The sequence below is a fragment of the Rhodoferax sp. genome, assembly GCF_018780565.1.
Taxonomy (GTDB): domain Bacteria; phylum Pseudomonadota; class Gammaproteobacteria; order Burkholderiales; family Burkholderiaceae_C; genus Rhodoferax.
In genome coordinates this window covers 36,840-49,180 of sequence record NZ_JADMJN010000013.1, presented here as the reverse complement: position 1 = coordinate 49,180, position 12,341 = coordinate 36,840, and the positions used below count along the sequence as shown (strand labels likewise).

Here is a 12,341-nt window from a genome sequence, read left to right as displayed (position 1 = left end):
CTCTTGCAAAGGCTTTGGGGCGCTATTCATTAGATAGCAAGCCGAGTATTACTCGGTTGCTGCTCCTTCGCTCGCCTGGCTGGCATCAGCGTCACCCGCCAATTCGACGGCCTCGGCTTCGGCAATGGCCCGGCGCTCTGCATCGTCCATGTTCTCGCGGACCTTGCGAGCTTCGTGATACGCCAGACCGGTACCGGCAGGAATCAATCGGCCCACAATCACGTTTTCCTTCAAACCACGCAATTCGTCGCGCTTGCCCATGATGGCAGCCTCGGTCAGAACACGGGTAGTCTCCTGGAAGGAGGCCGCGCTGATGAAGCTGTCTGTCGACAAGGAAGCCTTGGTGATACCGAGCAACAAATTGGTGTAAGTCGCTGCAATCTTGCCTTCGGCACGCAATGCGTCGTTGGTGTTGAGCATCTCTGAACGCTCGACTTGTTCCCCATTGATGTAACGGGAATCGCCAGCGCTTTCCACCACCACGCGGCGCAGCATCTGACGAACAATCACTTCGATGTGCTTGTCGTTGATCTTCACGCCTTGCAAGCGGTACACGTCCTGCACTTCGTCAACGATGTAACGAGCCAACTCTTCCGAGCCGAGCAAACGCAGGATGTCCTGCGGATCGGCTGGGCCGTCCACCACGCTCTCGCCCTTGTTGACGACCTGGCCTTCGTGCACCAGGATGTTCTTTTCCTTGGGCACGAGCTCTTCCCAGACGGCGCCTTCGGGATCCGTGATTTGCAGACGAATCTTGCCTTTGGTTTCCTTGCCGAACGACACGGTACCGGTCATCTCGGCCAGCACACCCTTGTCCTTGGGTGAACGGGCTTCGAACAACTCGGCAACACGTGGCAAACCGCCGGTAATGTCGCGGGTCTTCTGACCTTCGATGGGGATACGGGCCAGCACCTCGCCTGGGCCCACATCCTGTCCGTCGCGCACCTGAACCAATGCACCCACCGGGAAGCCGATGGTCACCGAGTGGTCAGTGCCAGGGATCTTCACTTCGTTGCCGGAAGCATCGATCAGTTTGACCTGAGGACGAATGACCTTGGCAGAACCACGGCGCTTCGGATCGATCACGACCAGTGTCGACAGACCCGTCACCTCGTCCACCTGCTTGGCCACGGTCAAACCTTCTTCGACATTTTCGAAGTGGGCCTTACCGGCAAACTCGGTAATGATGGGGCGTGTCAACGGATCCCAGTTGGCAAGGATGGCACCCGACTTGATGGTCTGATCCGCCTTCACTGCCAATACGGCACCGTAAGGCACCTTGTGGCGTTCGCGCTCACGGCCATGCTCGTCATGAATGACGATTTCACCGGAGCGGGAAATCACCACCAGTTCCTTCTTGCCATTGGTCACATAACGCATGGTGGCGTTGAAGCCGATGTTACCGTTGGACTTGGCTTCCACGCTGGAGGCGATGGCGGCACGCGATGCGGCACCACCGATGTGGAAGGTGCGCATGGTCAGCTGCGTGCCGGGTTCACCGATGGACTGCGCAGCAATCACACCCACAGCCTCACCACCGTTCACCAGACCACCGCGGCCCAGATCGCGGCCGTAGCACTTGGCGCAAATACCGAAGCGTGTTTCGCAAGTCAGTGCAGTACGGACCTTGACTTCATCGACGCCAGCGGCTTCGAGTTCGTCAATCAGGTCTTCGTCGAGCAACTCGCCGGCCTTCGCCAGCACAGAACGATTTTCCGGCTGCAAAATGTCGTCCGCTGCGGTGCGGCCCAGGATACGGTCACGCAAGGATTCAATGACCTCACCGCCCTCAACAATAGCGCGCATCAGGTAGCCACCGTGCGTACCGCAGTCCTGCTCGGTGACAACCAGATCCTGCGTCACATCAACCAGGCGTCGTGTCAGGTAACCCGAGTTGGCGGTCTTCAAAGCCGTATCCGCGAGACCCTTACGAGCACCGTGGGTGGAAATGAAGTACTCCAACACGTTCAGACCTTCACGGAAGTTCGCCGTGATAGGCGTCTCAATGATGGAGCCATCGGGCTTGGCCATCAGACCCCGCATACCAGCCACCTGGCGAATCTGCGCTGCAGAACCACGGGCGCCGGAGTCGGCCATCATGTAGATGGAATTGAACGACTCTTGCTGAACCTGCTTGCCATGGCGATCAGTGACCGTTTCTTTGGACAGCTGGGCCATCATGACCTTGGAGACCTCGTCGCCAGCCTTGCCCCAGATATCAACCACCTTGTTGTAGCGCTCGCCAGAAGTCACCAGACCCGAGGTGTACTGCTGTGCAATTTCCTTGACCTCTTTTTCGGCGCGCTCAATGATGCCGACTTTTTCTGTCGGCACCAGCATGTCGTCGATACAGATCGAGATACCGGCCTTGGTGGCCAGACGGAAACCATACTGCAAGAGTTTGTCGGCAAACACCACGGTCTCTTTCAGACCGCATTTGCGGAACGAGACGTTGATGAGCTTGGAGATTTCCTTCTTCTTCAGCGCCTTGTTGATGTTCGAGAAGGGCAATCCCTTGGGCAAAATTTCTGACAGCAGGGCACGACCTGCGGTGGTTTCCCACAGCTTGGTCGAAGGGACCAATTCACCGGTCTCCTTGTTTTTCGTGTACTCCGTCAGACGCACATTGATGCGCGCGGTCAGCTCGACCTCGCCCGCATCGAACGCACGCTGCACTTCACCGATGTCGGAGAAAATCAGTCCTTCACCCTTGCCGTTGATGCGATCGCGGGTTGTGTAGTACAAGCCCAGCACCACGTCTTGCGACGGCACGATAGAAGGCTCGCCATTGGATGGGAACAGCACATTGTTGGACGCCAGCATCAGTGTGCGGCATTCCACCTGCGCTTCGACAGACAAAGGCACGTGAACCGCCATCTGGTCACCGTCAAAGTCGGCGTTGAACGCAGCGCAAACCAGCGGGTGAAGCTGAATGGCTTTACCTTCAATGAGGATGGGCTCGAACGCCTGGATGCCCAGGCGGTGCAGCGTAGGCGCACGGTTCAGCATCACGGGGTGCTCTTTGATCACCTCCTCAAGAATGTCCCACACCACCGGGGTACCGGATTCAACTTCCTTCTTGGCGGCTTTGATGGTGGTGGCAATGCCCATGGCTTCGAGGCGCGCGAAGATGAAGGGCTTGAACAACTCAAGCGCCATCAGCTTGGGCAAACCGCACTGATGCAGCTTGAGCGTTGGGCCCACCACAATCACGGAGCGACCAGAATAATCTACGCGCTTGCCCAACAAGTTCTGGCGGAAACGACCACTCTTACCCTTGATCATGTCGGCCAATGACTTGAGCGCGCGCTTGTTGGCGCCGGTCATGGCTTTGCCGCGACGACCATTGTCCAGCAAGCTGTCCACGGCTTCTTGCAGCATGCGCTTTTCATTGCGCGCAATGATTTCAGGCGCCTTCAACTCCAGCAAACGGCGCAGGCGGCTGTTGCGGTTGATCACACGACGGTACAGATCGTTCAGGTCCGAGGTGGCAAAACGACCGCCATCCAGCGGCACCAGTGGGCGCAGGTCTGGTGGCAATACCGGCAGAACCTCCAACACCATCCACTCCGGCTTGATGCCGGATTTCTTGAATGCCTCAAGCAACTTGAGACGCTTGGTGTTCTTCTTGATCTTCAGCTCTGAACCACTTGGGTCATTGCGGAGTTTCTCGATCGATCCGTCGATATCAATGCTTTGCAGCAAATCCTTGATGCCTTCCGCGCCCATCTTGGCCTGGAACTCATCGCCGTATTCCTTGAACTTGGCATCGAAGTCATCTTCCGACATGATGCTGAATTTCTTCAGCGGCGTCATGCCAGGATCAGTGACGACATAGGCTTCAAAGTACAGCACGCGTTCGATGTCACGCAGAGTCATGTCGAGCACCAGGCCCAAACGTGACGGCAACGACTTCAGGAACCAGATGTGCGCGCAGGGCGCAGCCAGGTCGATATGCCCCATGCGCTCACGACGCACTTTGGTCTGGGTCACTTCAACGCCGCACTTCTCGCAAATAACACCGCGATGCTTGAGACGCTTGTACTTGCCGCACAAGCATTCATAGTCCTTGATAGGGCCAAAAATCTTGGCGCAAAACAGACCGTCGCGCTCTGGCTTGAAAGTACGGTAGTTGATGGTTTCCGGCTTCTTCACTTCGCCGAAAGACCAGGAACGGATCTTCTCGGGAGAAGCCATACCGATCTTGATGGCATCGAAATGCTCATCGGGTGTGAACTGCTTGAACAGGTCGAGTAATGATTTCATGTTAAATCCTTTTCTTGTCCGTGCTTAGCTGCGTTCCAGCTCGATATCAATACCGAGTGAGCGGATTTCCTTGACCAGCACATTGAACGATTCCGGCATGCCGGCTTCGATCGAGTGCTCGCCCTTGACGATGCTTTCGTACACCTTGGTGCGGCCTTGCACGTCGTCTGACTTGACGGTGAGCATTTCCTGCAACGTGTAGGCAGCGCCATAAGCCTCGAGTGCCCAGACCTCCATCTCGCCGAAACGCTGGCCACCGAACTGAGCCTTGCCGCCCAGCGGTTGCTGGGTAACGAGGCTGTAGGGACCGGTGGAACGGGCATGCATCTTGTCGTCAACCAAGTGGTGAAGTTTGAGCACGTGCATGTAACCGACCGTTGTCGGACGTTCGAACGGATCACCGCTGCGACCGTCAAACAGATTGGCCTGTGTACGTGCCGCCGTCAGACCCTTGGCCTTGACGATATCGTCCGGGTACGCCAGTTTCAGCATGCCGCGGATCTCTTCTTCCGAAGCGCCATCGAACACGGGCGTCGCAAACGTGGCACCAGCGGCCAGATTGCCGGCCATCTCAAGGATTTCGTCGTCGCTCAGCTTGGACATGTCTTCCTTGCGGCCCGAGCCGTTGTACAGCGTGTCGAGGAATTTGCGCAGGTCAGCCAATTTCGATTCGGCCTGCAACATATCGCCGATCCGCTGGCCAATGCCTTTGGCAGCCCAGCCCAAGTGCACTTCAAGCACCTGTCCGACGTTCATCCGCGAAGGCACGCCCAGTGGGTTAAGCACGATATCGCACGGTGTGCCGTCAGCCATATAAGGCATGTCTTCAACCGGAACGATCTTGGAGACCACACCCTTGTTACCGTGACGACCGGCCATTTTGTCACCCGGTTGCAGGCGGCGCTTGACGGCCAGGTAAACCTTGACCATCTTCAGCACGCCAGCCGGCAACTCGTCACCTTGTGTCAACTTCTTGCGCTTTTCTTCAAAAGCGAGATCGAAGCTGTGACGGGTCTGCTCCAGCGAATTCTTGATGCTCTCCAGTTGAGTCGCGACTTCGTCTTCAGCAGGACGAATGTCGAACCAATGGAATTTTTCCACCGCTGCCAGGTAGGCCTTGTCGATTTTGGTGCCTTTGGCAAGCTTTTGCGGGCCACCGTTGGCAACCTTGCCAAGCAATAGTTTCTCGATCCGGTCAAACGCATCGGCTTCCACAATGCGCAGCTGATCGTTCAAATCCAGACGGAAACGCTTGAGTTCGTCGTCAATGATCTGCTGGGCGCGGCGATCGCGCACGATGCCTTCGCGTGTGAACACCTGCACGTCGATCACGGTCCCTTGCGAGCCCTGATCCACACGCAAGGAGGTGTCTTTCACGTCGCTGGCTTTTTCGCCGAAGATGGCGCGCAACAGTTTCTCTTCAGGCGTCAGGGTAGTTTCGCCTTTAGGCGTGACTTTGCCCACCAGCGTATCGCCAGGTTGTACTTCGGCACCCACGTAAATGATGCCGGACTCGTCCAGACGGTTGAGTTGCTGCTCGCTCAGGTTCGGGATATCACGGGTGATTTCTTCAGACCCCAGCTTGGTGTCACGCGCCATCACAACCAGTTCTTCGATGTGAATGGAGGTGTAGCGGTCTTCTGCAACCACGCGCTCACTGATCAAAATCGAGTCTTCGAAGTTGTAACCATTCCAGGGCATGAACGCCACCAGCATATTCTGGCCCAAGGCGAGTTCGCCCAAGTCAGTGGATGCGCCGTCGGCGATCACATCACCCTTGGCCAGCTTGTCGCCGCGCTTGATGATGGGGCGCTGGTGAATGTTGGTGTTCTGGTTGGAACGCTGGTACTTGATCAGGTTGTAGATATCTACACCGACTTCGCCGGCCTGCGCTTCTGCATCGTTGACGCGGATCACAACACGGGTCGCATCCACATAGTCAACGATACCGCCACGGGTGGCGGTAACCACGGTTCCGGAGTCGACTGCGGAAACGCGCTCGATACCGGTTCCAACGAACGCCTTTTCAGGACGCAGGATCGGGACCGCCTGACGCTGCATGTTGGCGCCCATCAAGGCGCGGTTGGCGTCATCGTGCTCCAGGAACGGCACCAAAGAGGCAGCCACCGAAACGATCTGCGCCGGAGACACGTCCATGTACTGGATACGCTCGGCACCGACCATGATCGATTCGCCCGCTTCACGCGCAGAAATCAACTCACCGGTGAGTTTGCCTTCTTTGTCGAGTGCCGCATTCGCCTGCGCAATGACGTACTTGCCTTCTTCAATCGCAGACAGGTAGTCGATGTCCATCGTCACCTTGCTGTCGACCACGCGACGGTACGGCGTTTCAATGAAACCGTATTCGTTGAGGCGGGCATACAAAGCCAGGGAGTTGATCAGACCGATGTTTGGACCCTCGGGCGTCTCAATCGGGCAAACACGACCGTAATGGGTCACGTGCACGTCACGCACCTCAAAGCCGGCGCGCTCACGCGTCAAACCACCTGGGCCAAGTGCCGAAACACGGCGCTTGTGGGTGATCTCGGACAGAGGATTGGTCTGATCCATGAACTGCGACAACTGCGATGCGCCGAAGAACTCTTTCAACGCAGCGGAAATGGGCTTGCTGTTGATCAAGTCGTGTGGCATCAATGGGTCCTGCTCGGCCTGACCCAGACGCTCTTTCACAGCCTTCTCGATACGAGCCAAACCAGTACGGTACTGGTTCTCGGCCAACTCACCCACACAGCGCACACGGCGGTTACCTAGGTGATCAATGTCGTCCACTTCGCCGCGGCCATTGCGCAGGTCGACTAGGATCTTGACCACAGCCAGGATGTCTTCATTGGTCAGCACCATGGGACCGGTCGATTCGGCACGCCCCATCTTGGCATTGAACTTCATGCGGCCGACACGCGACAGGTCGTAGGTGTCAGGGTTGTAGAACAAGCGCTGGAACAGTGCCTGCACGGCATCTTCTGTGGGTGGCTCACCGGGGCGCATCATGCGGTAGATGGCCACACGCGCTGCGAACTCGTCCACGGTTTCGTCACTGCGCAATGTTTGCGAAATGTACGCACCCTGATCGAGTTCATTGGTGTAAATGCAAGGCAGGTCTTGCACACCGGCCAAGCGCAACTTCTTGAGCAGTGCCTCGGTAAGCTCTTCATTGGCTTTGGCAATGATTTCACCGGTATCGGCTTCAACAATGTTGCGGGCAACGACGCGGCCAACCAGAAAATCTTCCGGCACGGTGATATGGGTGGTTCCGGACTGCTCCAGCTCACGGGTATGGCGTGCTGTCACGCGCTTGTCCTTGGCCACAACAACCTTGCCGCTCTTGTCGGTGACATCGAAACGAGCCACTTCACCGCGCAGGCGCTCCGCCACAAACTCCATCTGGGCGCCACTGTCCATCAGACGGAAATTGTCATTGACGAAGAAGTTGGCGAGAATGGACTCGTGGTTCAGACCAATGGCCTTGAGCAGAATCGTGACGGGCATCTTGCGACGACGGTCCACGCGGAAATACAAGATGTCCTTGGGGTCGAACTCGAAGTCGAGCCATGAACCACGGTAAGGAATGATTCGAGCCGAGAACAGCAACTTGCCCGAACTGTGCGTCTTGCCCTTGTCGTGTTCAAAGAACACACCGGGCGAACGGTGCAACTGGGAGACGATCACGCGCTCAGTGCCATTGATGATGAAGGAGCCCTTGCCGGTCATCAGGGGCACTTCGCCCATATAGACTTCCTGCTCTTTGACTTCCTTGACCACCTTGTTCTGCGAGGTCGAAGATTCGCGGTCATAAATGATCAGTTGCACCTTGGCACGAACAGCCGAGGCAAACGTCAAGCCACGTGTCTGGCATTCGCGTACATCAAAAGCAGGCTTGGCCAAGCTGTATTCGAGATACTTCATCTCGACAAAGCCATTGTGGGAAACAATGGGGAAAGCCGCGTCAAAAGCAGCTTGAAGGCCCTCTATGGTCCGCTTCTTCGGCGCGACATCTGCCTGCAAGAACGCCGTGTAGGCATCTTTTTGCATCTGAAGCAGGTAAGGAATTTCGAGCACGCTGTCGCGATTGCCGAAATTTTTGCGAATTCGCTTGCGTTCTGTGTATGTGTAAGCCATGAGATCTCCGGGCAAAGACTAAGGAATCCTGGGGGTCCTAGGCGACTGGTGTGTCATTTCTTGGTGATTGGCCACTACCAATCATTGGCGGACGGTCACACATTGCGTGTGACCCGAACCAAGGCATCTTCTGCAGTCGGGGTCAGAAGACACTGAAAAACCCCTTTAGGCTTTTGGGTGGCACTTCGGGCCACCCGAAAACGTCCAAAGGGTCGTTTTTCAGTGCGCTCTTACAAGCGCCAAAGGCTGGGAGCTCTTTGGGAGCACCCAGCCTTTTTGACGAACTCAATTACTTGAGTTCGGCCTTTGCACCGGCTTCAATCAGCTTCTTCAAGGCAGCATCGGCGTCAGCCTTGGAGATGCCTTCCTTGACGTTCTTCGGAGCGCCGTCAACCAGGTCCTTGGCTTCTTTGAGGCCCAGACCCGTGATTTCGCGCACGGCCTTGATGACGGAGACCTTGGCGGCACCTGCGTCAAGCAGAACCACGTTGAATTCGGTCTTCTCTTCAGCCACAGCGGCGGCAGCGCCACCCGCTGCAGGTGCAGACATCGCTGCAGCGCTCACGCCAAATTTCTCTTCGATGGCTTTCACCAGGTCGTTGAGTTCCATGACCGTCATGCTGTCCAGCGCGGTCAAAAATGCGTCTTTATCGAATGCCATTTTTATTTCCTAACAATATTGGTTACAACAAGCAGCGGGCGATCAGGCCGCGACTGCCTCAGCGGGTGCTTCTGTCGCGCCTGCGCCTTTTTTCTCTGCGATTGCCGCAAGCACACGTGCCGTGCGGGAAATCGGGGATTGCATCAAGCCCAGCAACTGCGCCAGCAACACTTCCTTGGAAGGGATACTTGCCAATTGCTTCACGCCGTTCACGTCCAGAGCTTTTCCACCGTATGCACCACCGCGAATCACCAGCTTGTCGTTGGTTTTCGCAAAGTCAGCCACCACTCGCGCGGCAGCCACTGCATCTTCAGAGAAGCTATAGATCAGCGGACCGGTCATCAGGTCGGACACAACTTCAAATCCGCTACCACTGACAGCACGGCGAGCCAGGGTGTTTTTCAACACACTCAGACTCACACCATTGCTGCGTGCGGTGGAACGCAATTTGGTCATATCAGCGACCGTGATTCCGCGGTATTCCGCCATCACGAGCGTTTGAGCTTTTGCGGCGAGGCCAGTCACATCACTGATGACCGCTTCTTTCTCACTGCGATTAAGACTCAAGGTCTACTCCTTCAAAATGTGCTCGTCGGCAAATTGCCTTCAAACACGCCACATTGCAGCGACCAACTGTTTCGGAACTGATTCCATCTGCAGCGGGATCGCCATCTGCGTTGGCGGGGTGCCGGGACAGGCCCGATACCCGATGATTAAGTGCTTGACCGCATCGCTGCAGCTTGCACACCAACGGTCTTGGATGGCCTGCTCGCACATTTCTGCGTGAACAGCCCACCACATCAGGTCATCCTCTCAGATGACCGGAATTTCTACAATTACGCGCCGATGGTTTGCATGTCCACACGGACACCCACACCCATCGTTGACGAAACTGCTACTTTGCGCAAATACAGACCCTTGCTGGTCGCTGGCTTGGCCTTGGTCAAGGCATCCACGAGAACAGCCAGGTTACCCTGCAACTTGTCGGTATCGAACGAACGACGACCAATCGTGGAGTGCACGATGCCGGCCTTGTCGACGCGGAACTGAACCTGACCCGCCTTGGCATTCTTCACTGCTGTCGCAACGTCAGGCGTCACAGTACCAACCTTGGGGTTAGGCATCAAACCGCGTGGACCCAGAATCTGGCCCAGGGTACCCACAATACGCATGGCGTCAGGGGCGGCGATCACGATGTCAAAGGGCATATCGCCAGCCTTGATCATGGCAGCCAGATCATCCATACCAACCACGTCCGCACCAGCAGCCTTGGCTTCTTCCGCCTTGGCACCTTGCGCAAACACGGCGACGCGCTTGGTCTTGCCTGTGCCATTGGGCAACACCACGGCACCCCGCACTACCTGATCCGATTTCTTCGGGTCAATGCCAAGTTGCACAGCCACATCGATGGATTCATCAAATTTGGCATTGGCACATTCTTTGACGATACCGAGAGCATCTGCCAGGGGGTACAGCTTGTTGCTATCAACCTTGCCTTGGAAGGACTTTTGTTTTTTGGTGAGCTGGGTCATTTAAACACCCTCCACATTCACGCCCATCGAGCGGGCAGAGCCGGCGATGGTACGAACGGCCGCATCCATATCGGCGGCGGTCAAATCTTTCATTTTGGTCTTGGCGATCTCTTCGAGCTGGGCACGCGTGATCTTGCCAACCTTGGCGGTGTGCGGCGTCGCCGAACCCTTGTCGATCTTCACAGCCTTCTTGATCAGAATCGACGATGGGGGCGATTTGATGATGAAGGTAAAGCTCTTGTCCGCAAAGGCGGTGATAACCACCGGCAAAGGCAGACCTGGCTCAATACCCTGGGTCTGCGCGTTAAACGCCTTGCAGAACTCCATGATATTCAAGCCACGTTGACCCAATGCGGGACCGATGGGGGGGGATGGGTTGGCCTTACCAGCTGGCACTTGCAGCTTGACAAAACCGACGATTTTTTTCGCCATGCTTTTTTCTCCTTACGGGTGATAGCGCCCGGATCCTGCTTTCAAATAAACAGGCCCAGGCTCCCCGGGGTTAACGACTCACTATCCAATTCCGCGCCGAGTCGAAAAGCGCGGAATACCAAAAACCTAAATCAGGTTTTCTCGATCTGAGAAAACTCCAACTCCACAGGCGTGGAACGACCAAAAATGGTGACCGCCACACGAACCTTGCTCTTTTCGTAATTGACGTCTTCCACCGATCCATTGAAATCAGTGAACGGGCCTTCCTTGACGCGAACAAACTCACCCACCACAAACTCAACTTTGTGACGCGGCTTCTCGGTGCCTTCCTGCATCTGGTTGACGATCTTCATGACCTCCGCCTCCGAAATCGGAGCCGGGCGATTTTTCGCCCCACCAACAAAACCAGTCACCTTGTTGGTGTGCTTGACTAGGTGCCAGGTGTCATCGTCCATGATCATTTCGACCAGCACATAACCCGGGAAAAACTTTCGCTCGGTCGTCTTCTTCTGGCCATTCTTGATTTCGACAACTTCCTCCATCGGAACCAGAATTCGGCCAAACTTGTCCTGCATACCAGCACGATTGATGCGCTCAATGATGTTCCGCTCAACCGCCTTCTCCATACCCGAGTAGGCGTGAACAACATACCAACGCAAATCAGGATTGCTCGGCGCAGTCGCCAAAACCTGCGCAGGGGCAGGAGGCGTATCAGACGAAGGGGTTTCTACAACATCATTCATTATTTTTTCCACCCCAGAATCAAGTCATAAAACAGCCACTCAAGCGTCTTGTCAGTCAGCCAGAGGAACAGGGCCATCACCAACACGAAGACGAACACGTACGCCGTCATCTGGATCGCCTCTTTTCGCGCCGGCCAAACAACTTTTTTGACCTCTCGCCACGAATCGCGACCAAATGCAAACAGCGCCTTTCCAGACTCCGCCGTAAAAAACAGCGCCACAGCCGCAGTCAAACCCAGCAGCAATGCAGCCCACTGAACAAGCTGCCCCTGCTTACCCAGCAAATAAAAGGCCGCCAACGCCACAACCACCAATACCGCAGCAGCTGCGAGCTTGGCCTTGTCGGCACCGGTACTGACTGTTTGAACTTGTGAGGTTGCCATTTTCTCTATCTCGCGCTTTCTCTACTTCAAATCAAACACAGCGCTCTTTAGACGCTGAAGCCCGTCATTCTCATGACGGGCCGGAAATCCACCTTTTGGCTGAATCAGGTGGCAGGGGCGGAAGGAATCGAACCATCAACCTTCGGTTTTGGAGACCGACGCTCTGCCAATTGAGCTACGCCCCTAC

General features: G+C 56.0%; 8 protein-coding genes and 1 tRNA gene. All 9 read right to left on the bottom strand.

The genetic code is table 11. The annotated features are described in order from the left end of the window. Positions 1-48: 48 nt before the first annotated feature. Positions 49-4,266 carry a DNA-directed RNA polymerase subunit beta' gene (rpoC, locus tag IV109_RS17400; protein WP_296699723.1) on the bottom strand — a complete coding sequence of 1,406 codons (4,218 nt, stop codon included), beginning with the start codon at positions 4,264-4,266 and terminating at the stop codon, positions 49-51. 24 nt (positions 4,267-4,290) lie between these two features. After that, positions 4,291-8,403 (bottom strand): DNA-directed RNA polymerase subunit beta, encoded by a 4,113-nt coding sequence (gene rpoB, locus IV109_RS17395; RefSeq protein WP_296699720.1) that lies wholly within the window; start codon positions 8,401-8,403, stop codon positions 4,291-4,293. 289 nt (positions 8,404-8,692) lie between these two features. After that, complete coding sequence (gene rplL / locus IV109_RS17390; RefSeq protein WP_296699717.1) at positions 8,693-9,064, bottom strand: 50S ribosomal protein L7/L12; 372 nt, start codon at positions 9,062-9,064, stop codon at positions 8,693-8,695. 42 nt (positions 9,065-9,106) lie between these two features. Next, a complete protein-coding gene (gene rplJ / locus IV109_RS17385) occupies positions 9,107-9,631 on the bottom strand; it encodes a 50S ribosomal protein L10 (protein ID WP_296699714.1) in 525 nt (174 codons plus the stop codon). Positions 9,632-9,900: 269 nt separating this feature from the next. After that, entirely contained in the window at positions 9,901-10,596 is a 696-nt protein-coding gene (gene rplA / locus IV109_RS17380; RefSeq protein ID WP_296699711.1) for a 50S ribosomal protein L1, read from the bottom strand. Then, entirely contained in the window at positions 10,597-11,028 is a 432-nt protein-coding gene (rplK, locus tag IV109_RS17375) for a 50S ribosomal protein L11 (protein ID WP_296699703.1), read from the bottom strand. A gap of 131 nt (positions 11,029-11,159) precedes the next feature. Then, a complete protein-coding gene (gene nusG, locus IV109_RS17370; protein WP_296699700.1) occupies positions 11,160-11,771 on the bottom strand; it encodes a transcription termination/antitermination protein NusG in 612 nt (203 codons plus the stop codon). After that, positions 11,771-12,154, bottom strand: a complete 384-nt coding sequence (secE, locus tag IV109_RS17365) for a preprotein translocase subunit SecE (protein ID WP_296699698.1) — start codon at positions 12,152-12,154, stop codon at positions 11,771-11,773. The genes nusG and secE overlap by 1 nt, the downstream gene beginning before the upstream one ends. A 109-nt stretch (positions 12,155-12,263) precedes the next feature. Further along, a tRNA-Trp gene (locus tag IV109_RS17360) sits at positions 12,264-12,339 on the bottom strand. Positions 12,340-12,341: the final 2 nt, after the last annotated feature.

Bases quoted from the DNA above. Each gene is read 5' to 3' on its own strand.
- rpoC (WP_296699723.1), bottom strand. From the start codon at position 4,266: ATGAAATCATTACTCGACCTGTTCAAGCAGTTCACACCCGATGAGCAT.
- rpoB (WP_296699720.1), bottom strand. From the start codon at position 8,403: ATGGCTTACACATACACAGAACGCAAGCGAATTCGCAAAAATTTCGGC.
- rplL (WP_296699717.1), bottom strand. From the start codon at position 9,064: ATGGCATTCGATAAAGACGCATTTTTGACCGCGCTGGACAGCATGACG.
- rplA (WP_296699711.1), bottom strand. From the start codon at position 10,596: ATGACCCAGCTCACCAAAAAACAAAAGTCCTTCCAAGGCAAGGTTGAT.
- rplK (WP_296699703.1), bottom strand. From the start codon at position 11,028: ATGGCGAAAAAAATCGTCGGTTTTGTCAAGCTGCAAGTGCCAGCTGGT.
- nusG (WP_296699700.1), bottom strand. From the start codon at position 11,771: ATGAATGATGTTGTAGAAACCCCTTCGTCTGATACGCCTCCTGCCCCT.
- secE (WP_296699698.1), bottom strand. From the start codon at position 12,154: ATGGCAACCTCACAAGTTCAAACAGTCAGTACCGGTGCCGACAAGGCC.